The organism is Paraburkholderia sp. FW306-2-2C-D06C, assembly GCF_058781505.1.
Genome location: NZ_JBYSWU010000029.1, coordinates 23,213 through 49,727, shown reverse-complemented (window position 1 = coordinate 49,727; position 26,515 = coordinate 23,213). Strand labels below are relative to the sequence as shown.

The window sequence follows — 26,515 nt, the reverse complement described above, 5'->3', positions numbered from 1 at the left end:
ACCGGGACGACTCCCGCTTTCTCTCACTATAGGAGCTGTACAACATGGCGCAGGACTATCACCACGGCGTACGCGTCGAAGAATTCAACCAGGGCACGCGCCCGATTCGCGCAATCTCGACGGCGATCGTCGGCATCGTTTGCACGGCCGACGACGCGGACGCAAAGACGTTCCCGCTCAATACGCCCGTGCTGCTGACAAATGTCGTTTCGGCACTTGGCAAGGCTGGCACCAAAGGCACGCTTTACAAGACGCTGAATGCGATCGGCAAGCAGACGAAGCCGATCACGGTCGTCGTGCGCGTCGCAGAAGGCAAGGATGCAGCCGAGACGACCTCGAACGTGATCGGCAAGGTCACGGCCGAAGGCAAGTATACGGGCCTTAAGGCACTGAGGACCGCGCAGGCGACGCTCGGCGTCAAACCGCGCATTATCGGCGCTCCACTGCTCGATACGCAGGCTGTAGGAACCGAGCTGGCGGCCACCGCCAAAGCCCTGAAGGGGTTCGCCTACATCTACGCCGCCGGCGCCAAGACGAAGGAAGAAGCGACCGCCTACCGCAAGCAATTCAGCGGCCGCGAAGTCATGGTGATCTGGCCGAATTTTCTGGCATGGGACGACAACGCCAACGCCACGGTCGAAGTACCGGCCACGGCCTACGCCATTGGCTTGCGTGCGCGCATCGACGAAGAAATTGGCTGGCACAAGACGCTCTCCAACGTCGCAGTCGACGGCGTGACCGGTATCAGCACGCCGGTTTCCTGGGATCTGCAGGACCCGGCCACCGACGCTGGCTATCTGAACGAACAGGACGTGACGACCCTTGTCAACCGCAACGGCTTTCGTTTCTGGGGTTCGCGCACCTGTTCCGACGATCCGCTGTTCGCATTCGAGAACTACACGCGCACCGCACAGGTGCTGGCCGACACGATGGCCGAAGCGCAGATGCCTGTCGTCGACGGCCCGCTTAATCCGTCGCTGGCCCGCGACATTATCGAAAGCATCAATGGCAAATTCCGCGAGTGGAAATCGCAGGGTTATCTGATCGACGGTTCGTCGTGGTTCGACCCGGAGCCGAACACGACCGACGTTCTCAAATCGGGCAAGTCGTATATCGATTACGACTATTGCCCGGTTCCACCGCTCGAAAACCTGATGCTTCGCCAACGCATCACCGACCGATATCTCGCCGATTTCGCCTCGCGGGTCACCGCGTAAGCCACGGCCTAACCAGGAGCCATAACAAATGGGCATGCCACGCAAACTTAAAGGGTTCAACCTGTTCCAGAACGGGGCGAATTTCGTCGGCCAGACGAAAGAAATCACGCTGCCGAAGCTCTCGCGCAAGATGGAGGAATACATGGGCGGCGGCATGAGCGGCCCGATTCAGATCGACTTCGGGCAGGAAGCCATTCAGATGGAATGGACATGCGGCGGCTTCATGCCGGAAGTCATCAAACAGTACGGCATCACGAAACACGATGGCGTATTGCTGCGCTTCGCCGGCGGCTACCAGTCCGAAGACAAGACGACTTACGACTCGATCGAAATCGTCGTCAAGGGCAGGCACAAGGAAATCGACTCCGGCACCGCCAAGTCGAAGGAGGACACCGATTTCAAGGTCACGACCGTGGCGAGCTATTACAAGCTGTCCATGAACGGCGAAGACCTCATTGAAATGGACTTCGTCAACATGGTGGAGAAAATCAACGGCGTGGATCTGCTGCAACAGCTGCGCAACGCAATCGGCCTGTAACCCTCGCAGGCCTGCCCCTCGATCGGGCAGGCCACACAAACCGCAATCACTCGCACGGATAAACGATGAACACGCAAGACACCGCTTCGCACACGCACTCCATCACCGCCACCGGCGGCGACCACACCCACGGCATCACCGACCCCGGTCACTCTCACAGCCTCGGCGTTGCCGACCCCGGCCACAACCACGGCGTCGAAGCCGGCGCCGGCGCAAAGGTCAAAGACCCGAACACGCACACGCTCGACACGCCGCTCGTGCGCGGCAAGCAAACCATTACCGAAATCACGCTGCGCAAGCCGGATTCCGGCGAGCTGCGCGGCACGTCGCTGTCGGACCTCGTCAATCTCGACGTGGCGGCGCTGCAAAAGGTGCTGCCGCGTATCAGCACGCCGACGCTCACCGAAATGGACGTCGCCAAAATCGACCCGGCCGACCTCGTGCAATTGGGAGGTATCTTTGCCGGTTTTTTGATGCCGAAGGCCATGAAATCGAAACTGGAATCCCTGAACGCGTAGAAGACCCGATGGCCGATATCGCGACGGTGTTCGGATGGACACCGGCCACGATGGACGCCTTTAGCCTGACCGAGCTGATGGAATGGCGCGAGCGGGCCCGGCAACGTAGCGGAACGAATAACGATGGATAACGCCCTGAAACTGCGCGTCATGTTCGACATGGTCGACAACATGACGAAGCCCCTGAAAAACCTGCTGGCCGGAAACAGGGGGCTTGCCAGCTCGCTCAAGGAAACGCGGCGCGAGCTGGCTGAAATGGGCAAGACGCAAAAGAGCGTCGCCGCGTTTCGCGAAATGCACGCCGGCCTCACCGAGACCTCGACCAGGCTCGAAGCCGCCCGCAAACGCGTCAAGACGATGGCCGACTCGCTGCGCGCATTCGGCCCGCCCTCGCAACAGATGACGGCCGATCTGGCGAAGGCCAGGCAGGCCGCTTCGCAGCTTGGCGCCGAACAGAAGAAACAGACCGCCGGCTTACAGGAGATGCGCGGACGGCTCGCCAGCGCCGGCGTCGAGACGCGCAATCTGGCGCAGCATGAACGCGAGCTGCGCACGAACATCGCGGCCACCACGGCGACGATGAATGAGCAAATGGGCAAGCTCGACGCAATCAGCCAACGTGAGCGCAAGCTGGCGGCGGCCCGCAAAAGCATGCAGGCCATGCAGGGCGTGGCGGCCGGCATGGCGGTCGGCGGCTATGCGGCGCGCTCGACCGGCATGCACATGCTTGGCGATATGCGCGAATCGCTCGACGAGTCGAAGAAATACGAAATCGAAGTGATGCGTATCCGGGCGCTGGGTCTCGGCGATCACGCGTCCGAAGACGCGGCGAAGTACGCCCGCGCGATGAAAGTCTATGGCACCAGCACAACCGACAACGTCACGATGATGCGCGACGCGCTGACGATTTTCGCGGACGAACATCATGCGCAGATGGTGATGCCGACGCTGTCAAAAATGAAGTTCGCCAACGAAGCGATGTTCGGCGCGGAGGACGCGCACGCGAACGAAGAAAAGTTCATGAACATGCTGAAGGTGATCGAGCTGCGCGGCGGCACCAAGGACGAAGCCACGTTCAAGGACGAAGCGAACATGGTGCAGAAGGTGCTGACGGCGACCGGCGGCCGCGTGGGCGGCGACGAGTGGCGTAACTTCATCCAGACGGGCGGCGTCGCGGCCAAACAGATGCGCAAGGACGCGTTCTATTACCAGATGGAGCCGCTTATTCAGGAAATGGGCGGCCATGCCGTCGGCACCGGGCTTATGTCCGCTTACAGCAACGTCTATCAGGGTAAGACGACCGTGAAAGCGGCCAAGCAAATGATGGCGCTCGATCTGCTCGATAAGAACAAGGTCGAATACAACAAGATCGGCATGATCAAGCAAATCAAACCCGGCGCGCTCGCCGGCGGCGACATGCTCAAAGCCTCGCCGCTCGAATGGATGGAAAAGGTTCTTTTGCCGAAGCTGGCCGCCAAGGGCATCACGGACCCGGACAAGGTTAAGGACATGATCGCCACGATTTTCACGAATCGGACGGCGGCGAATCTGTTCACGACCATGTACATGCAGAAGGATCAAATCCACAAAAACGAGCGGTTGAACGCTGGCGCCGATGGCATCGACGAAGCGAACGCGAAAGGCCAGCAACTGACGCACGGCCGCGAAATCGCAGCGCTCGCCAAACTGCGCGACCTCAAGCTCGAGATCGGCGAAAAAATCTCGCCGCTCTATAACGCGGCACTTCAAAAGACCTCGGCCGCGCTCGACACGATCAACGGCTTTATGAAGGCGCACAGCACGGCGGCCACCGCGATCATTACCACGCTTGCGGTTCTCGCTGGCGCGCTGGCGGTATTGGGGACGATGACGATCGTACTCGCGGGCATTCTCGGCCCGATGGCGGTCCTTAAATTCAGCATGACCACGCTAGGCATGAAGGGCGGCTTTCTGGCGCGCGTGTTCGGCGGCCTCGCGTCTCTGCTGCGCGGTACGGTAGTCGGTAGTTTCCGGCTCGTCGCGCAAGCCTTCATGTTGCTCGGCCGTCTTGCGATGGCTAACCCGCTGATCGCGGTAATCAGCCTGCTCGCGATCGGCGCGGTCTATATCTGGCAACACTGGGACACGCTCGGCCCGAAGTTCGCGAAACTGTGGGTGGCCATTTCGGCGGCCGCTGGCGTCGCCAGCGACTGGATTGCGTCAAAATGGACTGCCTCAATCGACTGGATCAAGGGGAAAGCCGCGAGCATCGGCGACGGCGTCATGCGTGGCTTTGAGATGGCAAAGGATGCCGCTCGGAACGTTGCCAGCTCCCTGACCGACGACATGCGAACCGCGGTCGACGGCGGCCTGCTTGGAATTGCTGCACTGATTCTCAACTGGTCCCCGCTCGGCCTGTTCTATCAGGCGTTCGCCGGCGTGCTGTCATGGTTCGGGTTTGAGCTGCCGGCGAAGTTTTTGGAGTTCGGCGCGAACATCCTTTCGGGACTCGTGAGCGGCATCACCAGCGGGCTAGGCGCGGTCAAGGACGCAATTACAGGCGTCGCCGACTCGACGGTTGGTTGGTTCAAGGAAAAGCTCGGCATCCATAGCCCAAGCCGCGTATTCGGCGAGCTGGGCGGATTCATCGGCCAAGGCGCGGCGATCGGAATGGAAGGCGAACGGGGGCGGGTAGCGAAAGCGGCGATCGGCCTCGCGACCGTTGCGGCGACCTCGTTCGGCATGCCGGTGCTTGCCAACGGCGCTGCACTCGCCCAGGCGGCCGCCGTGCCGATCGTGCGGCCGACCGTACCCATTGACACCCGGCCGCCCCTCGGAGCGTCGCCAGCGGCCGGAAACGCAGCCGGCATGCCGGCGCCGGCGTTCGGCCCCATCACCATCAATATTTACCCGCCACCGGGCACCGACGAGGCGGCCATCGGCCGGATGGTTCGCGTCGAGCTGGAGCGCGCGCAGCGCTCGCAGCAGGCCCGCACCGCCTCGCGCCTGTCTGACTGATGAACGGAGAAAGAAGCCATGATGATGTCCCTTGACCAGTTCGTTTTCAGTCTGGCCACCGCGCCCTATAAGGAACTGCAACGCCAGCGCAACTGGAAGCACCGCACCAGCTCGCGCGTAGGCGCCCGCGATTCAAGCCAGTACACCGGCGCCGGCGATGACACGATCACGCTTACCGGAACCGTCGCGCCTGAATCGATCGGCTCGATCGCGTCGATCAAGGAGCTGGCGACAATGGGCGACGCCGGCGACGCCTATGTGCTCGTCGACGGCCTCGGCAATGTGTACGGCGCCTGGATTATTGACGGCCTGAACGAAACGCAGACGTATCACACGCCGGAAGGCATCCCGCGAAAAATCGAATTTTCGCTCACGCTTAAACGCGTGGATGACGACATGCTTTCAATGGCGAAACAGAAAAACCAGAAGGCGGCCGAATAATGTTTGCTGCGCAGAACAACGCCACGGCACGCACGGCCGACCCGGTCGATCGCGTCGAGCCGCAGGCCGATTACCGCATTACGCTCGACGGCCGCGACCTGTCCCGCCTGATCGCTCCCCGCCTGATATCCCTGTCGCTGTCGGAGTCACGCGGCGATGAAGCCGACATGCTCGACCTCGTGCTCGATGATTCGAGAGGCGACCTTGCTATCCCGAAACGCGGCGCCGAAATCAAGGTGGCGATCGGATGGGTCGGTAAACAACTCGTCGACAAGGGAACATTCACCGTCAACGAAGCCGAGCACAGCGGCACGCCCGATAGCATCACCGTGCGCGCGCGATCGGCTTCGATGACAAACGAAATGCATGAGCGCCGGGAAAAGAGCTGGCACGGCCAGACGATCGGCGCGATCGTGCGCGCGATCGCAAGTCGCCACTCTCTCAAGCCGGCGATTGGCGACGCGCTCGCGAAAATCCTGATCGACCACATCGACCAGACCCACGAAAGCGATATGTCGTTTCTCACGCGCCTCGCGAAGCGTTACGACGCCGTTATGAACGTGAAGGATTTGCGCCTGCTGTTCATGCCGATCGGCACCGGCAAGACGGTGAGCGGCAAGGCGTTGGGCGTGCTCGACATTACGCGTGCGAGCGGCGACCGGCATCGTTACCATGTCTCGCAGCGCGAAAGTTACTCGGCCGTGCGCGCGCACTATCACTCCAATTCGAAGGGCAAGCGCAAGTCTGTTGTGATTGGCGGGGAGAACAATAAAAACGTGAAGGTGCTGCCGGAAGACTACGCGACCGAATCCGAGGCACGCGCGGCCGCGCAAGCCGAATATGACCGCACGCAGCGCAGCCAGGCGACGTTTGCTTATGAGCTGGCGCTTGCGCGTCCGGAGGCATTCCCCGAAATGCCTGTGACCGTGTCAGGCTTCAAACTGGAGATCGATGAAACGCCGTGGCTTGTAAAGAAGGCGACGCACGCGATCAACGCCGATGGCGGATTCTCGACCTCGCTCGACATGGAAATGCGAGACGACCCGACGACCGACCGGCATCGCTCGCACTTCCGCAAAGACTCAAAATAGCGCCCTACTGCTTCGGCCAGCATTCCAGCTCGTGCCGCGCGAGAAAATCTGGCTCTTTCAGCGCGTTCGACGAGAAAAACGGACTCGTAGCGATCAACTGGTTGCCACGACGATCGAACAGCATGTTCATTTCGACTTCGCGTCCGGTCTGGCGACTTCGCAAGACGGGGAAATACCGCAGGTCGAAATACGACGCGTGGGTCTTGGAGTCGTCGGTTTCTTCCGCTGCATTCAGCCACGATACGCGCTTGCTGCAATTGCGCAAAAAATCGAACAGCGACTGGCCGTTTGCTAACTGGACCTGCTTCGCAAAATACAGACTTTGCACGAACAGCTGGCGACGTTCTGCCAATGTGTCCTCGTCCTCCGCTTCGCTTGCATCCGGCTCGAACTTTACGTGTGCGATATCTGGATACCTTTTCAGAATGTAGCGCTTGAATCGCATTGGGCCGTAGCACGAAGATTCATCAAGGCAAGTCCGATCTGCGAGAAATTTCTTCTCATCGTCAGATGCCGCAATCCTGATTGCTGCCACTGAGGGCCATTTGGTCTCATCAGAGGGCTGACCGGTGAACTCCTTTGGCAAGTCGCCCACGAGTGCCTGCGAGGCGTCGCGTGCGCGGGCTTCGGATTTCCGATTGCTTCCGACTGTCTCCTCTGCCGACGGTGCGGACACCGAATCCTTGGTTTGAGGCGGATGCTCTTGGGGCATCGCAATAACGATTAAGACCAGCCAGGTAACGAAAGCCACTGCTCCGCCGAGCAAGTGACAAAAAAACTTGTTTTTCCAGTTTTTCGTCAGGCTTTTATAGACCAATCCCCATACACAAACGAACACCACAAACGACATGAGTACGACAAACACACCTTTCATGAATCTCCTCTTCCTTTCTAAACAGAAAGGAAGAGTATAGCCAGAATCACCTATTAATCAGACCAATATAGTCTCGCTACCGAGATTGCGTTTTCACTAGTTATGCTCACTTACCCTCTCGTGGATTACCGATAGTCGCTTGAGGAGTTCTAGCGTAGATTCCAGCGCCTCCTCAACACACTCCAGTGCGTCGGTCAGCGCAAGTTGCAATCCCTCTTCGGCGCCACGGTTGCCTTCACTGCTTACCCGCGCGCCACCCATGCCACAACGGCAGCATGCGGCAGTACTTTCGAGATATTTTTTGCCGGAGTCCTTATTGGTTCCCTGCGGATTTTTAACAACCATCATTTCTCCTTCTTCGGTTAGCCATGCCAGCCGGCTCGCACACACCGATCTGCCCGGTGGGCGCCCTGCAGGGCGATCTGAAGCTATTAAGTCAGAGTTCGCTTAATTTGAAAACGTAACCCACCGGTAACCATGCGCGTTACCAAAGAGTTACCAGTCAGAATATTTGTCGTGACTTTAGGATAAGTCTGAGTATTTTATTGACGGTCGGCGTTTGCCAATGTGCTATCAGGAAGGCTTTCCCAATGGGCACTTCTAGCAAACGAAGCGGATTAAATTGGAATCTGCTGCGCGACTTTTTAGGATTCGTCCGATATCCAACCTTCTCAGACGCGGCCGATGCACTAGGCATAAAACGCCCTGCCGTGTCAAAACGAATTGCAGAATTAGAAGGATTCCTCGGTTTCAGACTCATTGAACGTGCACAGGCAGGCGGAACAGTACGGCTGACCCCAAAGGGCCAGGCACTGTTCGCACTCACGATTGAGATTGAAGAAGGCCTCACTAGATTGCTGAACGCCGCTGACGATGGCGTTACAGCAGTAGAGGAACCCGATCCATTGATGCAGGCGAAACGTCTGCTTGCGGACGCTGCGCGACTTGTCGAGACACTGGATCGGGTCCGCTAGTCGAGCGACGGGCAGGAATGAGTTGAATCAGCTTTGATCTTTCTTTGCGGCCGCGCGTCGGGCGCGCGCCTGCTCGACGACCTCCGTCGCCTTCCTGATGTTTTCTGCCGTGCGCGCATCAACAGCGGCGAGCCGGTTCTCCGACAGCCGCTTAACGCGTCGCTCTGGCGGCGCCGGCTGACCATCAGCGGTAAACGACCCATCGTTGACGTAGCTGGCTAGCATCCGCTGAAAGAAGCCTTTACCCGCTTCGCTTAATTGCCGGTAGCCGCCAAGAATGTTGCTCTCGTCTTCGCTTACCAAAGCCACGGCGCGGTCTCCGGTCAACACGTACACGATATCAACGCCGATCCCTGCCAACGCGTGTAGATACGCCGTGTCAGGCGATCTGGTGCCGGACTCGTAATGCGTTTGAGTGCGGCGCGCCAGTCCGCCTACCGTAGCAAACTCGTCCTGACTCAGCCCTAACCGGAGCCGCTCTTCCTTAAGGCGTTTCCCCAATGCGTCCATTTGTACTCAATAATATTGACAGCGCACGTTTGTGCGCATTACACTTGCCTTACCGTAACGCAAGTCTATAGAGGGAAGTATACCCGCCATGAATAAGCCCAAAGCCTTGCGCCGCCAGCCGCGCGGCGTACTGGCCAGCAAGCCAGTCTTCTGCCGGCTCATGCCTGACGAAAGGTTGACTCTCGAAAATCTTTCGAAGCACACCGGCGACTCCGTGTCGTACGTGATGCGCGAGATTTTTCTCGAAGGCGTTGGACCTTACGGCGAGAAGGCTAAACGCACGTCCGCGCAACAGCACGCAAAACTCCGTGCGGGCCGTTGAGCCATGAGAACACTCGCCCGCATCGAACCGGCACTCCGCTCGGCGCTGAACGGTCCGCAGCGCCACGACGTACAACGCGCGATCGGCTGGGATGACTCACAGGTCAGCCGCTTCCTGAGCGGCGGTCAGGGAATTGTCATCGACAAGATCGACACCCTCGTTGCGTCCGTCGGCTTCGTGCTGGTGACGCGAAAGTACCTCGACGCCGTCGCAACACTCGGCGAAGTCGGGGTGCATTGCGAATGTGCCAGGCAGGGTTACGGCGAGTGCGGTCCGCACTGAGCCCCGGGAGAACGTATCGTGAGAATCCTGAACCGCTGCCCCCATTGCCTGACTCGTGCGACCGCACGCACGAGCCGCGACCTGTCACTCACGTTGCGCGAAGTAACGTTCACCTGCAACAACCCGCGTTGCGGTCATACGTATGTTGTGAACATGGAATTCGCGCGAACGCTGTCTCCATCCGCAATGCCGAACCTGTCGTTAAAGCTGCCCCTTTCGCCGCACGTACGTGATCGACTGATCGAACAGCTCGAACTAGACGTCTAGCCGCACCACCCGATCCCCGTTTCCCCTCGCATCGTGCCTATCCGGCGCGAGGGACTTTTTTTGCCCGAAGAAAGGAGAACTGTATGGCCACTCTCGCTTCTGCCCCGCTCATCCTGCCGTTCGATCCGGCCTCGTTGCCGATGGACAAGCGCCGCGCGTATTTGCACGTCCTCTGGAATGCAGATGTCGACCCATTCATATTCGTCGGCACGGCCCGCCGACTTGGCTACGTGCTCGGTTGCCATTGGGACGTCGACGCCGGCATGCCCGTCCTGAGCCCTGTCGTCCTGCACTGATCCCATGCACGCGCCCCTCACCGACTTCGAACTGCGCGCGGCATGGCATCGCCTGCGCATGGTCGGCGACTTCGACGTGTCGATGCGCCACCGCGCCGTGCGCCTCGTCGTGGCATCCGCGGCGCGCGCGATGCAGGACCGTGAACAGGCTCGCTTGCGCCGCACCTTTGACGCGAAGCGGCGCGCGGCAAACGGCACCGACGACTGATCCACCCGCGCCGACCGCCGGCGCACTCACAAGGAACCACACCATGAAGCTCTACGTTTTCGGCATCGGCGTGTTGCTGATGCTCTTGTTCTCCCTCACTGGCCTGACCTTCACGGCCGCGCTGACGCTGCGCCACACATCCGATCGTTTCGGTCCGCTCACAGCGGTGGCTATCGGCTTCACGTCGCTGATCGTCCTGATTGCCGCACTCGCTTGGTCCGTTCCAGTACGGGAGGCCGTATGAAGCGTACGAAGACCTATAAGCACCCCACCACCTACGCCGAAATTGTTGCATTCGAGCACCAGCGCCATGCCGGCCGGCTTGCCGAGTTGAAGCGTGCGGAGAAGCTCATTCGTGCCGTCGCGCCGGACCTGACGGTGCTGTCTGAGCGTGGTGTGCGGTTCGCCGTGGGCGAATACTCCATGCGCCTCGTGGACTGCAAGGCATCCGGCGATACGCTCGGGCGCTCGAAATGGGCTCTGTTCATCGAAGCGGGCATCTTCAAGGATAGCGGCGACCGGCTCATTGAGGGCTTTCTCTCGCTTGGCTGGGCCGTGGAATCGGCCGACGTCGACCGCACGTTCCCCAAAGCCGTCCTGCGACGCCCGAAGACCCAAGTCCGCGTGATGATTGATGCGACTGACGGCTTTGCAAAGAGCCTACAGCCGCCCGGGGTCACACCGGGCCACCCCGAAGGCGGTGACGCGTGAACAGGCTCATGCCCGACCTGATTCTTCCGCTGAAGGGCGAGTACTTCGACCAGATCGAGGCTGGCGCGAAGACGGAAGAATTTCGCCTATGCACACCGTACTGGCGAAAACGCTTGGAAGGCCGTCAGTACCGCAACGTGATCCTCACGCGCGGCTATCCGGCGGCCTACGAGACAGGGAAACGAATCACTCGAGATTGGAAAGGCTACATCGTGCGGACGATTACGCATCCGCACTTTGGCCCGAGCCCGGTTGAAGTGTTCGCCATCGACGTTAGAGGGTGACATGTCCAACTCAATCAAAGCCACCACTTCTCTGATCGAAGGAAGCCTGCCAGGCCCCGGAGCGGTACACGCTCATCGGGAAGAAGCCGCACGCGTACTCGAACAGAACGAGCAAAACATCAACGGGAGCACCGCGTCATGACCCATAACCCGACCGCCGCGCCACACGACATCGCGCTCGCGTCCGCCATCGCGAACGCGGCCAGCGTCCTGCGCTTCGACAACAAGCCGGGCAGTTTCGAACGTCAATGCACGCTCGGCCTGTTCGTCGCCGCTCTCAGCGACCGCCTTGCGCTCGCGTTCCCTCATTCGGCCGATGCGTTGAAAGCGGTCGTGTTCAGTCCTGCCACTACCGGCAATCCGGCTGCGGAGAAATCCCGGTGAGAGCATCGCTGCATCAAAGCATCACGGAGCGTCTGCTCCATGACTACGGCTTCAAACGTGTCGGTCCATGGCTGCAACAAGGCAGGTGCCCGGCGTGCGACAAGAAGGAACTGCATGCGCACGCCGATGCACCATGGGTACTGTCCTGCGGCCGTCTGAACAACTGCGGTCAACAGTTTCATGTGAAAGACCTTTACCGCGATCTGTTCGAAAGCTGGTCTGATCGTTTCAAGCCGACGCCTACCAACCCGAACGCCGCCGCCGACGCGTATCTGCGCGATGCTCGCGGCTTTGACATAGAGCGTATCCGTGGCTGCTATGCCCAGGATAGCTACTGGAATGGTCAACTGAAAATCGGCAGCGCGACGGTACGCTTCCCGCTGCCCGCCGGCGGATATTGGGAGCGCATCATCGACCGGCCGGAACGGTTCGGCAAACGCAAAGCCAACTTTGGCGGCTCCTACGCTGGCACCTGGTGGGAACCGCCAACGGTCAACCTGACGGCTCACGACGAAATCTGGATCGTTGAAGGCATCTTCGACGCCATTGCGCTACTACATCATGGCGTGGTCGCTGTCTCGGCGTTGAGCTGCACCAACTACCCAGCGAAGGCGCTCGAAACCCTGCGCGCCGCCATAGGGTCGGGCAAGCGGCCGCGCCTTGTGTGGTCTTTCGATGCGGACAAAGCCGGACAGGCTGCAACGCGCAAGGCAATCGAGCGTTCGCGGGCAGACGGATGGGAAGCGATCGCAGCGCAAATCCCGCAACGCGGCCGCGCGAAGCTGGATTGGAACGACATGCATCAGCGCAACGCGCTCAAGCCGACGGACCTGAAGGAGTATCTGTACCACGGTGATTTGCTACTCGCCAGCTCGGCGACCGAAAAGGCCCGACTCATGTACAACCATGACGGCTACAACGCGTTTTCGTTTATCCACAACGGGCGGCTGTACTGGTTCAAGCTCGATCTGGAGCGGTACGCCAAGGCGCGCGAGCTGGTTGAAAAGACCGCGAAATTTGACAGTGAAGATGAATTGCGCGAGCACGCGGTGCAACAGGCGAGCACGGTCACAACGCTCGCGAACTGCGTGCCGACCGCGCTCTACTTTCAGGAAAAAAAGGTCACCGACGAAAGCTGGTATTACTTTCACATTGACGGCCCGGACAAGGGCGACGTGGTTAAAAACACCTTCACGGGCACGCAGCTCGCATCCGCCGCCGAATTCAAAAAGCGGTTATTGTCCGTCGCACCTGGCGCGGTGTTTACCGGCACGACAGCACAGCTCGATCACTTGATGGTCCATCATTGGGGAATCGGTCTGAAACGCGTCAAAACGATCGACTTCATTGGCTACAGTAGCGAACATAAGTGCTATGTGTTTCAGAACGTCGCAATCAAAGACGGCCAAACCTACGCGTTGAACGACGAAGACTATTTCGACGTTGGGACGTTGAGTATCAAAAGCGTCAACCATTCCGTGTCGCTTACCCTGAATGTGGATTCGAACGGGTTCAGTACCGATTGGCTCGGTTCGCTCTGGACCGCCTTCGGAGCGAAGGGAATCGTAGCGCTCGCCTTCTGGTTCGGCACGCTGTTCGCCGAGCAGATTCGCGTGCAGCATAAAAGCTTTCCGTTTTTCGAACTGATCGGCGAGCCGGGATCAGGCAAGTCGACCTTGCTCGAATTCCTGTGGAAACTGGTAGGCCGCCTGGACTATGAAGGCTTTGATCCGTCCAAGTCGTCTCTGGCCGGCCGCGCACGGAATATGTCCCAGGTTGGAAATCTCCCGGTTGTCCTGATCGAAGGCGATCGCGGCGACGACGGCAACAAGGCAAAAGGCTTCGATTGGGACGAGCTGAAAACCGCGTACAACGGCCGCAGCGTGCGCGCCCGTGGCACAAAGACGTCGGGTAACGAGACGGACGAGCCACCGTTTCGCGGGTCGATAGTCATTAGCCAGAATGCCAAGGTCGACGCCAGCGAAGCAATCATGCAGCGAATTGTTCATGTTCGGATGTACCGGGCGACGCATACGGGCGAGACACGCGCGGCCGCCAGCCGGCTCGAACAGTGGCCCATGGAACAGTTGTCCGGATTCGCGATCGCCGCGGCGAAAAGCGAGGCGAAAGTGCTTGATCAATTTTTCGAGCGCACCGCGCAATATCGTGACGAGCTATCCGAATGCCCTGACATAAAGACTGGCCGGATAGCGATGATTCACGGGCAAATGCGCGCTCTGGTCGACGCGCTCGAGCTGGTGATTCCCCTTACCGCAGAGCAACGGCAAGCAACACATGATGAGCTGGGAAGCATGGCGATGGAGCGCCAGCGCGCTATCAGCACTGACCATCCGCTGGTTGAGGAATTTTGGGAAGCGTTCGACTATCTCGACGCCGGCGACGCACCGAGGCTGAATCATTCGCATGACTCGGAACTGATCGCCATCAGCCTGCGCCACTTCGAACAGGTTGCTCAGGAGCACAAGCTCCGCATTCCCCCACTCGTAGACCTCAAGCGGGTTCTGAAATCGAGCCGCGCACGCAAATTCGTCGATCAGCGCGTAGTGCGCAGCACCATACACGAACGGCTCAACATGGAAAGACACCTCGAACGTCGGCCGGAGGCGGTGCGGTGCTGGATTTTTGAAAAACCGAAGAACAACAAGGCCTGAAAGGACTCGGGCAATCGAAAGGAAAATGCGATGACAATCGAGAACGTTCAACGCCGTATTATTCGTCTCCCAGAAGTATGCCGGCTGGTTGGGTTAAGCCGTAGCGTGGTCTATGCGCGCGTCAAGGAGCGCAAATTCCCTGCGCCTATCAAGCTTGGCTACTCGAGTGGATGGATAGAGTCCGAAGTGCAGGGCTGGATTGACCGACAAATTCACGCGTCGCGAGGCAATGGCCCCAGTGCCGCATGAGGTAGAGGAGTCCCCAATTGGAACCACGCCGGCTTTGACACGTAGGGCGACGCTGGCACCGTCGCCAAACCAACGTCACTGTTTCATCGGTGGCTTGCCGGCCGACACCAACTTTGCGTCGAGCGCCTGCCTTTTTTGCCTCGCGCGCGCCGGCTGAACGTAATAAAAGTCGAAAAGCTCATCGAGCACGTCGAGGTTCCATTCAGCCTCCTCTGGCTCGACAGGGACTACCTCACCACTATTGGTGTCCTTCATCGGGTGAGCGGCAAAATTCCCGATGTTTCGCACGGCGTCCAAGTTTTCAGCTATTGCTGTCGGAAGTTGCTTTGACGCCAAGACGGCGTCGATCGCAGGAGCGAGATCCTTTTGAGCAAACCCGTTCTCGCGCAACAGAGCCTGAAGACAGCGACGGCTGAGTGCGGCTGAGGCCTTCGGGCTATCTGACAGAACTAAGCAGGCCTCGTGATAGTCCTCAGCCAGGTTCTGCGGAACCTCCGGCGCTGCCTTCTTTCTTCCGCTCGAACGAGGAAAGACGAGGTGCCTTTTGACGCCAATTGTCCCGTCCGGCTTATTTGCGCCAATGGAGATGATCGCTTGCTTGCAAGCTGGACACGTCATGTGGGTCGCCGACCAGTACAGCCCCCCAATTACCGCGTTCGCTACCCCGGTGGGGCCGATATGAGACTCTTCGAAATCAGGATGGATGGTGATGGGACAATGCGGGCATTTCATTTGGTAACCCCTGGTAGCTATTGTTCTTTGCAATTCTTTAGATTAAACGCCTCATAAATCATACTGGAATCGCTGCCGAACGGCAGCTCGAGAAAGCCCCGATACCCACTGTCTAGAGGGGGTATTACTGGGGGTACATTAGAAATATTTAATCGATATACCCTCATCTGTATTGGCTCAGCGCCGTAATTTTGGTTGACGCCGCCTCCACCAACACATGATCCTGAGCCAACTCAGGATGTCCCAAGAACCCCGTAGATGTTAGGTCTGCGGGGTTTTTCTTTTCCCGCGTTGCGCACCTTTTCCAATCGACCGCTGAGGCAGCAGCCCCATTCCTGCACGGAGTTGTTCCCTGATGCCTCATTGCTGAGCCTGCAATTTTTGACGGCTGAGAGCAATGAGCTGGAACAGGTTGCCACGGCAACCGCGGCGAGCAGAAAGGAAAAGAACGGGCTCCGCCAAGCTAACGCTTCGCCAGGCGTCCCTTTCGCCACGCGGTCAGTGAGCCACGCCTCGCGGTGCCGACGGTATATCCCCAGGCATAAACAGCGAGTTCACCTGCGCCACCTCGTCAATCGTCAGCGATGCGGCCGCCGCCTTCAGTTGCAGCAGTGCCAGCAGGGTGTCGTAGCGGGCGCGGATCAGATCGCGGCGGGTTGCATAGAATACGTCCACGGCTCGCAGCACGTCGGAACTCGCCCGGCTACCCACCTTGTAACCCACTTGCGTTGCCGCGATAGCCGCGCGAGATGTCTGCAACAGCCGAGCCAGTGACTCGGCCCGCGCCGCCCCCGAGCGAAACCGCGCCCAGTTCTCGCGCGCCGCTCCCCCCGCCTGACGGGTGGCCGACACCAGGTCGTTTTGCGCCTTGTCCTTGAGCGCCATCGACTCGTCGAGCTTTGCTTCCGTCTCGCCGCCTTCGAAAATCGGAATGGTGATCGAGAGCATCGCCGTCGTGGTTGTGGTCGGGCGGGTAAAGCCGCCCGCAGCCCCGGCCGGCGCATGACTCGCGGTCACATTGACCGTCGGATAATGGCCGGCTCGCGCCTTCTCGACATCGAACTCGGCGATCTTGCGATCGATCTGCTTAAGTTGCACAACATAGTCGTGTGCTTCCGCCTGGTCAGCCCACGCTTCCCCGTCGTCCGGGTCCAGACGCGGCAAGGTCGCTGTGTTCGACAGACGCGATAGCGCGGAAAACGGCTGCCCTGTGAGTTGCTCGAGGGCGAGACGCTTCAACTGCAAGTCGTTACGCGCGTCCATCAGCTGCAGTTGGGCCTGCTCCCTCCCGGACTGCGTTTCCTGCACGTCGATCACCGTCGCCTCTCCGGCAGACTGCCTGCGCCGAAGCTGGTCCATATGCGCGTCGAGCGCCGCGTTATAGTCAATCGCTCTGGCGAACTCATCCTCCGCCGCCAGTTCGTCAAAGTAGGCGCGCGCGGCACGCAAAATCGACGCTTGCTGGGCACGCGCAACGTCGACTACGCCGCGCGCCTCGACAAAGCCGGCCTGCCGGTAGGCAGTCCAACGGCTCCAGTCGACGATTGGCTGCGTCAGGCTGACGATCCAGCCGTTCTGCCAGTAGCTGGTGCGCGGCAATGCTTCGATTGCCGTGCTGTTATAGGCTCGCCCCCAGCCGCCCTGCACTTGCGGCAGCAGTCCCGCCCGCGCCTTCGGCACAGCCTGCTGCGCGGCTCTCGACGCGGCGCGCAACGCGGCAAGGTCCGAGTCATGGTCGACAGCTTGTTCGACGACTGACAGCAGATCGACTGCGCAAGCGTCATTCGAGTGCCCCCACAAACCTGCCATGGCAGCAACATACGCCGCCAACAACGCCTGCTTATTCATGGTTCACCACGCCGGAATGCGCCCCACGGTGCCGCACTTCGCGCAGCAGTTCGCCATCCACAAGTCGGTAGCAAGTGTCGAACGCCGACGCCAGCGACATGTCGTGCGTGATAACGACCACAGTCCGGTCGAGCCGCTGCAACAGCGCGACAATCCGCTGCACGGATGCCGGATCCAGGTTGGAGGTCGGTTCGTCCAGCAACAGCAGTTCCCGCTGCTGGTACAACGCGCGCGCCAACAACAGACGCTGCCGCTGACCTGCTGAAATATTCGCAATCGTGTCGCTGACGACAGTACGCGTGCGCATCGGCAAGCGCATCACGTCGGCGAGCAACCCGACTTCATCGAGCAGCGCGTGGATGCGTGCTTCGTCGGCGTTGCCGGCGAACAGCGAGACATTTTCTGCAATCGAGCCATGCAGAATGAGATCGCCCTGACGCATGTGCACCGCGTGCCGACGAATCTCGTCGACTGTGAGGTTCGACCACGCAATGCCGTTCAGCGTGATCTCCCCCGCCTGAAGCGGCTCGGCGGCCGCCAGCAGCTTGAACAGCGTGGATTTGCCGCTGCCCGACGGCCCGGTAATCACGATCTTGTCGCCCTTGCGAATCGTGATGTTCGCGCGCGTTAGCACCGGCTGATCCGATACGCCATAGCGGAACGTGACATCGCGCATGTCGATCTGGTGGAACGTCTGAACCTCCACCGTTTTGTGGCTATCGCTCGCGGGCGTATAGCGTTCCGGTTCGCAGTCGACGATGTCGCCGACGCGCGTGACCGGCACACTGAGCATGAAGTACTCGAACGCCGCGTTGATCGAGCGCGCAAAACGCTCCGACAACAACGACTTGTAAATCAGGAAGGAATAAAACACGCCTACCGAGATCGCGCCGCCCAGCATGAGCCGTGCGGCAAACCACGTAATGGCCAGCATTTCCACATAGTTGACGAGCTTGAGGACGGCATCGCGTGCGCTGGACAGCCGGCCGCTGTGCACCAGCGCCGCGATATAAGCGCGGTATTTCGCCATGAACATGGCCGTGCGCCGCACCTCGCCTTGCGACAGCTTGATGAGCGAAGCAGCTCGTATCGTCTCAAAGAGCGTGTCATCGCAGCGCGCCGATTCTTCGAGCACGAGCGCATGCGTGTCACGCATCCGGGAAAAAAGCAGAAGCGAAATCAATGCGTACAGCGTAAAGAGCCCGAGCGCGATCCCCGTCAGCAGCCGGCTCTGTATGAGCATCAATGCAAGGGCCAGGATGCCGACAGCGATATCGATGCCCAGCGAGATGAGCGTGCGCGTGCAGAATGTGCTGATCTCATCCTGTGCCTTGATGCGCGCAAACAGGTCTCCAACGTGCCGCTTTTCGAAGTAAGGAAGGGGGTTGCGCAACAGGTGAGACACCATACCTTCGGTTGCATTCATCTGTACGAGTCCGTGCGCCAATTCGACCAGGTAACTCTGAACGTACTGGCTGAACGCACCAATGAAAAAAATCGCGCCGAAGGTCACGACGAGCACGTTCAGCAGATTCAGGTTATCCGCGGCCACGACGTTGTCGAGCACGAGATTGCCCAGATAGGGCATGGCGAGAATCGCGCTCTGGCTGCCCAGCGCGACGAACATCACCTTCGCGATCCGCGCCCGCAATTGCGGGTTCAACGCTCGCACACGCGCAAGCGCCGCCGGCACGCGGGACCGTTCGCGCAGCCTGGGCATCGCCGGTGTCGGTGCGCATTCAAGCATGTAACCGGAGATGTTGCTGAGGAAGGTATCCATTGACACGCGGCGGCGGCCGCTCGCCGGGTCGATCACTTGCACATAACCGCGCCCCCGCCGTTCGAAGACGACGAAATGGGCGCCGCCAAAGTGCAGGATCGCCCCCTTCTTGATCTCCTTCAGGTCGGATGCGTCGAACTGATAGGCCTGCACAGCCAGACCGAAGTCGACCGCAACGTCGTACAGATCCATTAAGGTCAGACCATTGGCGGAGATCGGCCGATACGCTTGCAGCTCGCGAACTTCGGTTGCACGGCCAAAATGCGACAACACCATCGCGAGACATGCATAACCGCACTCGGCCACTTCGTTTTGATAAATTACGCGCACCTTAGCCTCGCAGAATGCGGAAAAACGGCGCCAGCACCCACTCGGCGATCGTGCGGCGCTCGATGACGATGCTCGCGGTCCCAGTCATGCCAGGCAGAATGTCGAAACGTTGCCGCCCGAATTCGAACTGGTTGCCGTTAAGGGTGGCCCACGCCATATAGTCGCCGTCCGGAGCACGCGGTTCGGATGCGCCTGCCGCGGACATAGTCGAGCGCACCGTGGTGCGCGAAATCGAATCGATGCGGGCTTCGTAGCTGCCGAAGCGGGCATAAGGAAACGCATCGAGCTTGAGGCGTACGATCTGTCCTTCATGCACGAAGCCGCGTCGTCGTGACGGGATACGCAGCGCGGCTCGCAGCCCACCGTCTTTGCTTGTGGTGATCACGAGCGCGACATCGGCCGGCGTCAGCGTGCGGCCCGGCACCAGGTCGGAGTATGTGACGACGCCCGCCTTCGGCGCGGAAATGGTCGTGTTCTGACGGTTCTCCTCGAAGCGGATGCGGATGTCCTGTACGTCGCGCGCCTGCCGTGCGTCCAGTTCGTTCAACTGCGCTTCGAGTTCTATTTGCATGGTTTTCGCGGTGGCCCGTTCTGCGAGCAACTGTTGGCGCCGCGCGGCGCTCTGCGCAACCACCACCCTGGCCTGATGCGTGTCCGCCCGCGCCTGCTCGATTCGGTCTGCGGTGACGTAGTCCGAGACAGATTCGAGTCGCGCAAGCTTGCGGCCGGACTCGTCCACGAGGTGGCGGTTCTGCGCGATCTGCTCGTCAATCGCACCCAGCTCCGCGCTACGGCTTTGCTCGGTTCGCCGGGCATTGTCGAGTTGCACGGTCAGTGCGGCCCTGCGTTGGCTGTATTGCGCTTCGACGGAATGAATCTGTTCATCGCGCATGTGCTCGTCGAACCGCGGGCGCGGTTGGCCGTCGCTCGTCAGCGTGAGGTCGCGCTCAAGACGAAAGAGCGGCGTACCAGCCGCCACGCGATCGGTGCTATGCACATACACGTCCGCAACGAGCCCGCTCAATCCCTGAACCTTGACGTCGGAGGGCGAGACGATTTCAGCGCGCACGTCCTGCTTGAGTTCGACCTCGTGCACGAAGGAGAAAATAACCGCCGCAATGACAATCGCCGACGCCGTATAGGCAATCCAGCGGGACGAGACATCCCTGAATTGCGGAAGATTGATGGGCTTCATAATCTGTTCTTGCCGGCACGAGCCGGCGCTACTTTCTTTGAGATCGTCTGCACGCTGCACACCGCGCAACGTCAGCGATACGCGTTATTTGCTTGCCGCAAACGCGTACATTGAAGGGTGCCCCACAACGAGCGAGTGACGGCAGTTATCGGTCAGCGCATTTTCGATGTATTGGGCCAGCCGCTGCGGCGCGTCTGGCTGAGTCAGCTGCAGTGGCGCCAGTATTTCGCCGCTGAAGCGCCCCCGTTCGAACCTGAGATAGAACGGGAGCAACAACGCTTCGAATTGCGTGCCGAGACGAAACACACCGTTGTGAATCCGGGCGGCACGCCCGAACATCGATACGTCGACGGTCTCCATCGGAAAGCGGTAAAGCGCGAACGGCGGCACATCGGCGAACAGCACGGCTATGCCGCTACGCCTGAGTGCTCGCGCGAGGCGCAGGCCGAGGCCGTTGCGATTGTCTTCGCCGTAGGTGTAGAGCAGCTGCACGCCGGGAATCTGTGCGTGATCTTCACCGTACACATTGCGCGGCACGCCCGACACCACGGCGATCGACTCGAGGCCAAGCAGCGCCCGCAACTCGTCGATCACGTAAATATTTGCGTATTGCGATACGTAATGAAACGGCGACACGAAGATCGGCCGCCCCGGGCTGGCGGCTTGCAATTGCCGGATCTGAGCAGCCAGTTCGTTCGCGACGGCCTGCAGATCAGGCCATGCTTCGCCGCCACGCAGGAGTCTGCCAAAGTAAATACGTTGATCGATCAGTCGTTCGCGCAAATCTGTCGTGGCGACGCTGCACGTATCGATTGGAGCCCCCCCGACGATGCTTCGGGCAAATTCACAACGCTCGGCGCCGCGCCAGCGAGCGCGGGAGCCAAGGAGTGTTTGGACGCGCCAAGCCGCGGCGGCCAGAGGAGCGATAGCGACTACAGGCAGCCGCGCGATCAATGCACCCTTTGCACGATAAAACTGGCGCACGGCGAAATTTCTCAACGAAGCCCGCCACATCGATAGTCTGCTGAAATCTATATTCATGCGGAAGGCGGGAGACCACCCGCTCAAGGCGGTCTCCCGCGGTGCGTCAATTACACGCCTGCACACGGTTTCACCGGCGCCGGCGCCGGCTTCGCGCAAGGCGGTTCGCCGTTGACGATTTTGCAGCAGCCGCCGGCAACAGCGGATTTAGCGAGCGTGGCGCGATCGATTTTTTGCATCTTAAACCTCTATTAATAAAGTCAATAAATTCGCCCAGCTGAATTAATATACCCTGCCGAGCGAGGCGAATCCTAGCACGACAAACTTCCATTACGGAATGACCTAAAAATGCGGTTTCCGGCGGTGTGATGAGGTGTTTGCAAAGTTTGCACATTTAACCCTTGCCAACCTTAATCCAGACGGGAAGCACACTCTCGAGAAACAGCTACAAGCCTTGCGTAACAACCTTTTCTGCGCCCCCTTGCAGGGTAACCGCGAACCACACCATCACTTGAAAACCAGTTGAATCAGAATTATTTGAGCAATACAAAATAAATCTCGGAATTTTCCATCCTTTAATAAAGAAAATTCCCAAGGTGGTATTCATGCAAACTCATAAACCACCCAGAAAATCCATATTGTTTGATCGGAAAATGAACGGCGAGATCCGGAAAAGTCCTAGTTGGTGAAGTAACTCGTACGCTGTGGGTCAGTTCCTGTCGCAGCCTGGTTCGACAGGACGGCGCATTGCAGTTCCCTGCATTCTCGTATCGACGCGTACCCAACTCCGACGAGTCCGTCGGTGCAGACGTGCAGTACTTTTTGGTCACAGGGAAAACGTACAAAGCAACCGGGCGGCACTTCACTACCCGGTTCACCGAGCCAAACAATGTATTTAAATTCGAGCTGGAATAAGCTCCAGCGTCCGCAAGTGACAACTCTTCGCCGCAACAAGGCGACACACCTTGAGTCTTATGATCTTGAGGCCGGTCTCCTGCCGCTTCCGCGCCTGATCGATCTGCTGCCCAAGCTGCGCACCGTCGTCTTCATGAGTGTTAAGGCGCAGAAGGCGCGGCCTCAAGTCGAGGCGTTTAGCCCCGATCTCGCCACGCACGCGTGCCCGCATTCGAGCCCACGCAGCCTGAACTGCCTGCCGGCGTTAAGGGTGGAAATACTAGACGTGCTTCGGGAGGTCGGGAGAGCGTATGGTTGAGCCTCAACTGCAAAAGACGCCGAGAAGTCGGATCAGTCGGCAAATACGCAAGGAGCGCTGAGCGGTTGCGCCGCCGGCACGCGCGGTGCTTGAGAACCACTAACCCTCGAACAAGGCTCTGCTCTCCTCGTCCTGTTCGAGCCAGAGTCGGCTGTCGGGGAACCAGAACGCATCCGGACGCGGGGGCGACGCGAGCCTCACCGGAAGCGACGGATTGAATATTTTCGACCATGCAGACAAATACGACGGCGTCTTCACGAGAAACCCGCAATTCGAAAGCAGCAAGCTGGAAATCAGCGCTTCACGGCCGATTTCAAGTCCTGGATAGCCGCTGAAATGAACAGGCGTGCTGCCGTTTGCGAGTAGCTTTGCGGGTGCTACCTTGATTGGCTTGCTGAATGGCCACGCGACGAAAAAGTCGATAAACGCCTGCTCATCACTCGATACGAAAATACTGGTTAAATGCGGATTTTCCGCGAGCGTCGATTCCACCAGCCGGCAAAAGTTACCCCGGGAAACCGGCACGGCTTCCAGGTTCTTATCCGTGCCTCTGAAATGGGCGCCAAGGGTCGACGGGCCGATCCCGAGCCTTTCGCAGATCGAGTTGACCTCGTCGAAGATATGCACGGCCGGCCGATAATGCGCGAAAAAGAGTTCGCTCGCACTCTTGAGTTGAAGCCGGTGTTCATACCGCTGACGAAAGCCCAACTGAACGAGATCGCGAACCGTCGACGTTCTCACATTTTGCGGAGGCGTTATGCCCGACTGCTTCGGCACGGTCTCGAAGAAGGCTGAGAACCAGTCCATTTTTCCTTCGGGATCACCGTAGATTCCCCTGCGGGCCGAGATGCGCGGAGTCAGATGTTTTTCGTCGCAATACATCAGAATAAACAGGACCATCTGCATCACGGAGAAAAACCCGGAATTCTCCTGAATCTCGATGGCAAACACGCCCTTGTTCAAACGCTGCGTGGCATGGAGAGACATTCGGCTGGGCATCGCCACGGAATGCTTGAACCCCTCGCTGCGCCGGATCTGTTTTGCGCGGTCGACTACCTTTCTCAACATGCCTAACTCCGGATTAATTAGGTATTGTCTGAAAAACGGAACCCGTCGATTTGCGCTTCAGGACCCAATGCAAGTCAGGTCCCGCGTATCGGCAGGCGGTCATGCCCTTGGTAATCGCACGCCCAGGAGAAACACTGAACAAGAACCGGATCGTGAAACGCGGAATGCGAAGAAAAGCGGCCGCGCCGATCGCTGTTTCCCTGGATGTTCTGGCCTAAAAGCGGGCCACAAAAACGCGTTCAGCATAGCATCATGGCGCTGTTTGTTGAGTAAGTTTGGCCCATGTTGGTGAGCCAGCACACTAACCCCGGCAACATTTTCCTCGCCCGCATTGAACCCACACTGAGCGCAGCACGGTGCACCGAAACAGCCTATAAAACAGAAGGCCCGCTCAACGAATCATCGAGCAGGCCTTTTTGCTGGCAAGCAGTTCGGCGGCGAATCGAGCCGCCAATGGAATAAATGCACGCGTTCGGTCGTTTATTCGCACGCGCGCCCGCACGCCGCGGGCCGCGCGAGACCAACACCAAAATCAGGAGCCGACATCATGCGCAAGACTCTTTTCTGCCTCTCCGCGCTCACACTGCTCGCGCTGCAACAAGCGGCTTTCGCCGAGGCGCCGAAAGTCGTCGATGGGCGTTTCGTCACCGCGGACGGCATGACGCTCTATACCTTCGACAAAGACACCACGCCCGGCGTGAGCGCCTGCACCGGCGGGTGCATGAGCTACTGGCCTGCGGCAGTGGCGGGCCCGTCGGACAAGCCGTCGGGCGACTGGACGCTGATTCCCTCCGCCGACGGCAAACAGCAATGGGCGTACAAAGGTCATCCGCTCTATCGCTACGGCGCCGACAAGCAGGCAGGAGACATGAAGGGCGAAGGCTTCAAGGACATGTGGCACACCGCCAAGCCCTGATGATCGCCAGCCGATAGCAGCAACCGGTCCGGCAAACGGAAAGGAAAGCACAGGCAAAAACGCCGGCAGAACGCCGGCGCTGCACAAACGAACCCGCGACGAACCCGCGCGCGAGCACGAAGACACTCAGTCTGCATTCACTGGTCTTTAGGACACTGCAGATTGCAGCCGTTCGGATCGCCCATATCGCCCTGTTTGCGCATGGCTGATTTCTTACCGGACTGATATTTGTCCGAGGGCGCCGATGCGGCAAACGGCATTTGCGGATGCTCAGCAAGGCGGAACTGCTCTTGCAAAATACCACCCGGCACGCCGGGCGCATTCTGAGCGAAGGCAACCGGAACAGCAGCGAGAAGCGCACCGGCCGTCGCGGCGGCGACACATGCGTGAAGAAGAACGTTCATATAGAGTCAGCGCGGCACAGCGCGCGGTTAAGGCGGAAGCGGAAGCTTAGAGAGTATCCGAAACGAACGCTAGACGCAGCGCCGGCGGCATCATCCTGTTTACCGTCGCTTACGCGGCTGCCTCACCGAGTCCCACATCGAGATCGAGCAGCTTGCCGCAGTCGCGCGGATCGTAGCCTTCGAGCTGTTCGACGCTGTGGCGAAACGCGTCGCCGCGCAGCAGGCCGATCACCGTCGCGAGCGGCGCGCGCTCCAGCCGCGCGCGGTCACAGGCGAAGTAATAGTCCTCATCGACGATCGGGATGAAGTCGAGCCCGAAGTGATGCGCCGCCGGCTCGACGCCGAAACCTACATCCGCCATGCCGCTCGCCACGAACGCGGCGATCGCCGAGTGCGTCAGTTCCGTCGACGCATAACCGTTGACCCGATCCGGGTCGACGCCGACTTGCCTTAGCGCGAGATCGAGCAGCATCCGCGTGCCGGAACCGGGCTGGCGATTGACGAAGCGGATATCGTCGCGCGCGAGATCGCTCAGGCCGCCGATGCTCTTCGGATTGCCCTTGCCGAGAAACAGACCCTGCTTGCGCCGCGTCAGATGGACCAGCACGTGACGCTGCGGATCGAGCCAGCGCCGATACGTGTCGGCGCACGCCGCGCGAAACTCGCCGAGCGGCAAATGGAAGCCGGCCAGATCGCATTCGCCGCGCGCCAGCGCGCTGACCGCGTCCGCGCTGTCGCGGTACTTGATATCGACCGGCAGTTCGTGCGCGACCAGTGCCGTCACCAGCGCAACGACGGCGTAGCCGTGCGACGCGTGAATCCGCACATCGGCGGCGGGGGGCGCGAGCCAGCGGTTCAGATCGCTCGCGACCTCGCTGGCGAGCGCCTGCATAGTGCCGTCGAGCCGTTCGCCGCATAGACGCTGCGCACGCAGCACCGCCTGGCCCAATTCGGACAGCACCGAGCCGCGGCCACGCTCCTTCGCAATCAGCGGACCGCCCAAACGCTCTTCGATGCTGCGCAGCAAACCCCATGCGTGCCGGTAGGACAAACCCTTAAGCGCCGCCGCCTGCGCAATGCTGCCGGACTCGTCCACCAGCGCGAGAAGCGGCACCACGTCCGACAGGCTTGCCTCGCGACCATCCGGCCCCCTCACAACCAGCTGCGCCAGACACTCGATCCTGACCATATATGCTTAACTCTTTCCTATTGC

Annotated in this window: 33 protein-coding genes; 21 read left to right on the top strand and 12 right to left on the bottom strand. The window is 59.8% G+C overall.

Going from position 1 to position 26,515, the window contains the following annotated elements; genetic code table 11:
* The first annotated feature begins 44 nt into the window (after positions 1-44).
* The 7 genes from AC3WLT_RS21750 to AC3WLT_RS21720 all read left to right on the top strand — a co-directional run bounded on the left by AC3WLT_RS21750 (position 45) and on the right by AC3WLT_RS21720 (position 6,802).
* Entirely contained in the window at positions 45-1,217 is a 1,173-nt protein-coding gene (locus tag AC3WLT_RS21750) for a phage tail sheath protein (protein WP_492593757.1), read from the top strand.
* A 28-nt stretch (positions 1,218-1,245) separates the two neighbouring features.
* On the top strand, positions 1,246-1,755 hold the full coding sequence (locus tag AC3WLT_RS21745) for a phage major tail tube protein (RefSeq protein WP_492593756.1): 510 nt from the start codon (positions 1,246-1,248) through the stop codon (positions 1,753-1,755).
* A gap of 65 nt (positions 1,756-1,820) precedes the next feature.
* Entirely contained in the window at positions 1,821-2,273 is a 453-nt protein-coding gene (locus tag AC3WLT_RS21740) for a phage tail assembly protein (protein ID WP_492593755.1), read from the top strand.
* An 8-nt stretch (positions 2,274-2,281) separates the two neighbouring features.
* Positions 2,282-2,404: a GpE family phage tail protein gene (locus AC3WLT_RS21735; RefSeq protein WP_492593754.1), complete on the top strand. Its 123-nt coding sequence runs from the start codon at positions 2,282-2,284 to the stop codon at positions 2,402-2,404.
* A complete protein-coding gene (locus tag AC3WLT_RS21730; RefSeq protein WP_492593753.1) occupies positions 2,397-5,270 on the top strand; it encodes a phage tail tape measure protein in 2,874 nt (957 codons plus the stop codon). Before AC3WLT_RS21735 ends, AC3WLT_RS21730 begins: the two co-directional genes overlap by 8 nt.
* An 18-nt stretch (positions 5,271-5,288) precedes the next feature.
* Complete coding sequence (locus tag AC3WLT_RS21725) at positions 5,289-5,711, top strand: phage tail protein (protein ID WP_492593752.1); 423 nt, start codon at positions 5,289-5,291, stop codon at positions 5,709-5,711.
* Complete coding sequence (locus tag AC3WLT_RS21720) at positions 5,711-6,802, top strand: phage late control D family protein (protein WP_492593751.1); 1,092 nt, start codon at positions 5,711-5,713, stop codon at positions 6,800-6,802. Before AC3WLT_RS21725 ends, AC3WLT_RS21720 begins: the two co-directional genes overlap by 1 nt.
* Positions 6,803-6,806: 4 nt before the next feature.
* Here the strand turns inward: AC3WLT_RS21720 and AC3WLT_RS21715 are convergent, their stop codons facing one another.
* Both AC3WLT_RS21715 and AC3WLT_RS21710 read right to left on the bottom strand, forming a co-directional pair.
* Positions 6,807-7,676, bottom strand: a complete 870-nt coding sequence (locus tag AC3WLT_RS21715; protein ID WP_492593750.1) for a hypothetical protein — start codon at positions 7,674-7,676, stop codon at positions 6,807-6,809.
* Positions 7,677-7,772: 96 nt separating this feature from the next.
* Positions 7,773-8,024, bottom strand: a complete 252-nt coding sequence (locus AC3WLT_RS21710; protein ID WP_492593749.1) for a hypothetical protein — start codon at positions 8,022-8,024, stop codon at positions 7,773-7,775.
* A gap of 242 nt (positions 8,025-8,266) precedes the next feature.
* On the opposite strand from AC3WLT_RS21710, the gene AC3WLT_RS21705 reads away from it, so the two are divergent.
* Positions 8,267-8,650: a LysR family transcriptional regulator gene (locus AC3WLT_RS21705; protein WP_492593748.1), complete on the top strand. Its 384-nt coding sequence runs from the start codon at positions 8,267-8,269 to the stop codon at positions 8,648-8,650.
* Between the two features lie 27 nt (positions 8,651-8,677).
* On the opposite strand, the gene AC3WLT_RS21700 is transcribed toward AC3WLT_RS21705, so the two are convergent.
* A complete protein-coding gene (locus AC3WLT_RS21700) occupies positions 8,678-9,160 on the bottom strand; it encodes a helix-turn-helix domain-containing protein (protein WP_492593747.1) in 483 nt (160 codons plus the stop codon).
* Between the two features lie 88 nt (positions 9,161-9,248).
* Between AC3WLT_RS21700 and AC3WLT_RS21695 the strand changes: the two genes are divergently transcribed.
* The 11 genes from AC3WLT_RS21695 (at position 9,249) to AC3WLT_RS21645 (ending at position 14,835) form a co-directional block, all read left to right on the top strand.
* On the top strand, positions 9,249-9,482 hold the full coding sequence (locus AC3WLT_RS21695) for a hypothetical protein (RefSeq protein ID WP_492593746.1): 234 nt from the start codon (positions 9,249-9,251) through the stop codon (positions 9,480-9,482).
* Between the two features lie 3 nt (positions 9,483-9,485).
* Positions 9,486-9,764, top strand: coding sequence for a DNA-binding protein (locus AC3WLT_RS21690; RefSeq protein ID WP_492593745.1), 279 nt, complete (start codon positions 9,486-9,488; stop codon positions 9,762-9,764).
* An 18-nt stretch (positions 9,765-9,782) separates the two neighbouring features.
* A complete protein-coding gene (locus AC3WLT_RS21685; RefSeq protein WP_492593744.1) occupies positions 9,783-10,031 on the top strand; it encodes an Ogr/Delta-like zinc finger protein in 249 nt (82 codons plus the stop codon).
* An 83-nt stretch (positions 10,032-10,114) separates the two neighbouring features.
* Positions 10,115-10,327 carry a hypothetical protein gene (locus AC3WLT_RS21680; protein WP_492593743.1) on the top strand — a complete coding sequence of 71 codons (213 nt, stop codon included), beginning with the start codon at positions 10,115-10,117 and terminating at the stop codon, positions 10,325-10,327.
* Positions 10,328-10,331: 4 nt separating this feature from the next.
* Complete coding sequence (locus AC3WLT_RS21675; RefSeq protein WP_492593742.1) at positions 10,332-10,535, top strand: hypothetical protein; 204 nt, start codon at positions 10,332-10,334, stop codon at positions 10,533-10,535.
* Positions 10,536-10,578: 43 nt separating this feature from the next.
* Entirely contained in the window at positions 10,579-10,779 is a 201-nt protein-coding gene (locus AC3WLT_RS21670) for a hypothetical protein (protein ID WP_492593741.1), read from the top strand.
* Positions 10,776-11,246: an ACP synthase gene (locus AC3WLT_RS21665; RefSeq protein ID WP_492593740.1), complete on the top strand. Its 471-nt coding sequence runs from the start codon at positions 10,776-10,778 to the stop codon at positions 11,244-11,246. The genes AC3WLT_RS21670 and AC3WLT_RS21665 overlap by 4 nt, the downstream gene beginning before the upstream one ends.
* 8 nt (positions 11,247-11,254) lie before the next feature.
* Positions 11,255-11,530, top strand: coding sequence for an ASCH domain-containing protein (locus AC3WLT_RS21660; protein ID WP_492593739.1), 276 nt, complete (start codon positions 11,255-11,257; stop codon positions 11,528-11,530).
* A 138-nt stretch (positions 11,531-11,668) separates the two neighbouring features.
* Positions 11,669-11,914: a hypothetical protein gene (locus AC3WLT_RS21655; protein WP_492593738.1), complete on the top strand. Its 246-nt coding sequence runs from the start codon at positions 11,669-11,671 to the stop codon at positions 11,912-11,914.
* A 182-nt stretch (positions 11,915-12,096) separates the two neighbouring features.
* On the top strand, positions 12,097-14,586 hold the full coding sequence (locus tag AC3WLT_RS21650) for a toprim domain-containing protein (RefSeq protein ID WP_492593737.1): 2,490 nt from the start codon (positions 12,097-12,099) through the stop codon (positions 14,584-14,586).
* Between the two features lie 30 nt (positions 14,587-14,616).
* Positions 14,617-14,835: a helix-turn-helix transcriptional regulator gene (locus AC3WLT_RS21645; protein ID WP_492593736.1), complete on the top strand. Its 219-nt coding sequence runs from the start codon at positions 14,617-14,619 to the stop codon at positions 14,833-14,835.
* 75 nt (positions 14,836-14,910) lie between these two features.
* Here the strand turns inward: AC3WLT_RS21645 and AC3WLT_RS21640 are convergent, their stop codons facing one another.
* The 6 genes from AC3WLT_RS21640 to AC3WLT_RS21615 form a co-directional block, all read right to left on the bottom strand.
* Positions 14,911-15,567: a DUF4145 domain-containing protein gene (locus AC3WLT_RS21640; RefSeq protein WP_492593735.1), complete on the bottom strand. Its 657-nt coding sequence runs from the start codon at positions 15,565-15,567 to the stop codon at positions 14,911-14,913.
* Positions 15,568-16,065: 498 nt separating this feature from the next.
* Positions 16,066-17,415 (bottom strand): TolC family outer membrane protein, encoded by a 1,350-nt coding sequence (locus AC3WLT_RS21635; protein WP_492593734.1) that lies wholly within the window; start codon positions 17,413-17,415, stop codon positions 16,066-16,068.
* Entirely contained in the window at positions 17,408-19,525 is a 2,118-nt protein-coding gene (locus AC3WLT_RS21630; RefSeq protein WP_492593733.1) for a peptidase domain-containing ABC transporter, read from the bottom strand. The genes AC3WLT_RS21635 and AC3WLT_RS21630 overlap by 8 nt, the downstream gene beginning before the upstream one ends.
* A 1-nt stretch (position 19,526) precedes the next feature.
* A complete protein-coding gene (locus AC3WLT_RS21625; protein WP_492593732.1) occupies positions 19,527-20,720 on the bottom strand; it encodes an HlyD family secretion protein in 1,194 nt (397 codons plus the stop codon).
* Positions 20,721-20,804: 84 nt separating this feature from the next.
* Complete coding sequence (locus AC3WLT_RS21620) at positions 20,805-21,503, bottom strand: hypothetical protein (RefSeq protein WP_492593731.1); 699 nt, start codon at positions 21,501-21,503, stop codon at positions 20,805-20,807.
* A gap of 643 nt (positions 21,504-22,146) precedes the next feature.
* Positions 22,147-22,308, bottom strand: a complete 162-nt coding sequence (locus AC3WLT_RS21615) for a hypothetical protein (RefSeq protein ID WP_492593730.1) — start codon at positions 22,306-22,308, stop codon at positions 22,147-22,149.
* 282 nt (positions 22,309-22,590) lie between these two features.
* Here AC3WLT_RS21615 and AC3WLT_RS21610 point away from each other — a divergent pair, with 282 nt between their 5' ends.
* Positions 22,591-22,914, top strand: coding sequence for a uracil-DNA glycosylase family protein (locus AC3WLT_RS21610; RefSeq protein WP_492593729.1), 324 nt, complete (start codon positions 22,591-22,593; stop codon positions 22,912-22,914).
* Between the two features lie 99 nt (positions 22,915-23,013).
* Here AC3WLT_RS21610 and AC3WLT_RS21605 read toward each other — a convergent pair whose 3' ends face one another.
* On the bottom strand, positions 23,014-23,982 hold the full coding sequence (locus AC3WLT_RS21605) for an O-fucosyltransferase family protein (protein WP_492593728.1): 969 nt from the start codon (positions 23,980-23,982) through the stop codon (positions 23,014-23,016).
* A gap of 547 nt (positions 23,983-24,529) precedes the next feature.
* On the opposite strand from AC3WLT_RS21605, the gene AC3WLT_RS21600 reads away from it, so the two are divergent.
* Positions 24,530-24,898 (top strand): COG4315 family predicted lipoprotein, encoded by a 369-nt coding sequence (locus tag AC3WLT_RS21600; RefSeq protein ID WP_492593727.1) that lies wholly within the window; start codon positions 24,530-24,532, stop codon positions 24,896-24,898.
* A gap of 137 nt (positions 24,899-25,035) precedes the next feature.
* Here AC3WLT_RS21600 and AC3WLT_RS21595 read toward each other — a convergent pair whose 3' ends face one another.
* Both AC3WLT_RS21595 and AC3WLT_RS21590 read right to left on the bottom strand, forming a co-directional pair.
* Positions 25,036-25,302, bottom strand: a complete 267-nt coding sequence (locus tag AC3WLT_RS21595) for a hypothetical protein (RefSeq protein WP_492593726.1) — start codon at positions 25,300-25,302, stop codon at positions 25,036-25,038.
* 109 nt (positions 25,303-25,411) lie between these two features.
* Positions 25,412-26,491 (bottom strand): substrate-binding domain-containing protein, encoded by a 1,080-nt coding sequence (locus AC3WLT_RS21590; RefSeq protein WP_492593725.1) that lies wholly within the window; start codon positions 26,489-26,491, stop codon positions 25,412-25,414.
* Positions 26,492-26,515: the final 24 nt, after the last annotated feature.

Excerpts from the sequence above, each read along its gene's own strand:
- AC3WLT_RS21750 (WP_492593757.1), top strand. The coding sequence starts at position 45 with ATGGCGCAGGACTATCACCACGGCGTACGCGTCGAAGAATTCAACCAG.
- AC3WLT_RS21745 (WP_492593756.1), top strand. The coding sequence starts at position 1,246 with ATGGGCATGCCACGCAAACTTAAAGGGTTCAACCTGTTCCAGAACGGG.
- AC3WLT_RS21740 (WP_492593755.1), top strand. The coding sequence starts at position 1,821 with ATGAACACGCAAGACACCGCTTCGCACACGCACTCCATCACCGCCACC.
- AC3WLT_RS21735 (WP_492593754.1), top strand. The coding sequence starts at position 2,282 with ATGGCCGATATCGCGACGGTGTTCGGATGGACACCGGCCACGATGGAC.
- AC3WLT_RS21730 (WP_492593753.1), top strand. The coding sequence starts at position 2,397 with ATGGATAACGCCCTGAAACTGCGCGTCATGTTCGACATGGTCGACAAC.
- AC3WLT_RS21725 (WP_492593752.1), top strand. The coding sequence starts at position 5,289 with ATGATGATGTCCCTTGACCAGTTCGTTTTCAGTCTGGCCACCGCGCCC.
- AC3WLT_RS21720 (WP_492593751.1), top strand. The coding sequence starts at position 5,711 with ATGTTTGCTGCGCAGAACAACGCCACGGCACGCACGGCCGACCCGGTC.
- AC3WLT_RS21715 (WP_492593750.1), bottom strand. The coding sequence starts at position 7,676 with ATGAAAGGTGTGTTTGTCGTACTCATGTCGTTTGTGGTGTTCGTTTGT.
- AC3WLT_RS21710 (WP_492593749.1), bottom strand. The coding sequence starts at position 8,024 with ATGATGGTTGTTAAAAATCCGCAGGGAACCAATAAGGACTCCGGCAAA.
- AC3WLT_RS21705 (WP_492593748.1), top strand. The coding sequence starts at position 8,267 with ATGGGCACTTCTAGCAAACGAAGCGGATTAAATTGGAATCTGCTGCGC.
- AC3WLT_RS21700 (WP_492593747.1), bottom strand. The coding sequence starts at position 9,160 with ATGGACGCATTGGGGAAACGCCTTAAGGAAGAGCGGCTCCGGTTAGGG.
- AC3WLT_RS21695 (WP_492593746.1), top strand. The coding sequence starts at position 9,249 with ATGAATAAGCCCAAAGCCTTGCGCCGCCAGCCGCGCGGCGTACTGGCC.
- AC3WLT_RS21690 (WP_492593745.1), top strand. The coding sequence starts at position 9,486 with ATGAGAACACTCGCCCGCATCGAACCGGCACTCCGCTCGGCGCTGAAC.
- AC3WLT_RS21680 (WP_492593743.1), top strand. The coding sequence starts at position 10,115 with ATGGCCACTCTCGCTTCTGCCCCGCTCATCCTGCCGTTCGATCCGGCC.
- AC3WLT_RS21675 (WP_492593742.1), top strand. The coding sequence starts at position 10,332 with ATGCACGCGCCCCTCACCGACTTCGAACTGCGCGCGGCATGGCATCGC.
- AC3WLT_RS21670 (WP_492593741.1), top strand. The coding sequence starts at position 10,579 with ATGAAGCTCTACGTTTTCGGCATCGGCGTGTTGCTGATGCTCTTGTTC.
- AC3WLT_RS21665 (WP_492593740.1), top strand. The coding sequence starts at position 10,776 with ATGAAGCGTACGAAGACCTATAAGCACCCCACCACCTACGCCGAAATT.
- AC3WLT_RS21660 (WP_492593739.1), top strand. The coding sequence starts at position 11,255 with ATGCCCGACCTGATTCTTCCGCTGAAGGGCGAGTACTTCGACCAGATC.
- AC3WLT_RS21655 (WP_492593738.1), top strand. The coding sequence starts at position 11,669 with ATGACCCATAACCCGACCGCCGCGCCACACGACATCGCGCTCGCGTCC.
- AC3WLT_RS21645 (WP_492593736.1), top strand. The coding sequence starts at position 14,617 with ATGACAATCGAGAACGTTCAACGCCGTATTATTCGTCTCCCAGAAGTA.
- AC3WLT_RS21640 (WP_492593735.1), bottom strand. The coding sequence starts at position 15,567 with ATGAAATGCCCGCATTGTCCCATCACCATCCATCCTGATTTCGAAGAG.
- AC3WLT_RS21635 (WP_492593734.1), bottom strand. The coding sequence starts at position 17,415 with ATGAATAAGCAGGCGTTGTTGGCGGCGTATGTTGCTGCCATGGCAGGT.
- AC3WLT_RS21625 (WP_492593732.1), bottom strand. The coding sequence starts at position 20,720 with ATGAAGCCCATCAATCTTCCGCAATTCAGGGATGTCTCGTCCCGCTGG.
- AC3WLT_RS21615 (WP_492593730.1), bottom strand. The coding sequence starts at position 22,308 with ATGAATACCACCTTGGGAATTTTCTTTATTAAAGGATGGAAAATTCCG.
- AC3WLT_RS21610 (WP_492593729.1), top strand. The coding sequence starts at position 22,591 with ATGTATTTAAATTCGAGCTGGAATAAGCTCCAGCGTCCGCAAGTGACA.
- AC3WLT_RS21605 (WP_492593728.1), bottom strand. The coding sequence starts at position 23,982 with ATGTTGAGAAAGGTAGTCGACCGCGCAAAACAGATCCGGCGCAGCGAG.
- AC3WLT_RS21600 (WP_492593727.1), top strand. The coding sequence starts at position 24,530 with ATGCGCAAGACTCTTTTCTGCCTCTCCGCGCTCACACTGCTCGCGCTG.
- AC3WLT_RS21595 (WP_492593726.1), bottom strand. The coding sequence starts at position 25,302 with ATGAACGTTCTTCTTCACGCATGTGTCGCCGCCGCGACGGCCGGTGCG.
- AC3WLT_RS21590 (WP_492593725.1), bottom strand. The coding sequence starts at position 26,491 with ATGGTCAGGATCGAGTGTCTGGCGCAGCTGGTTGTGAGGGGGCCGGAT.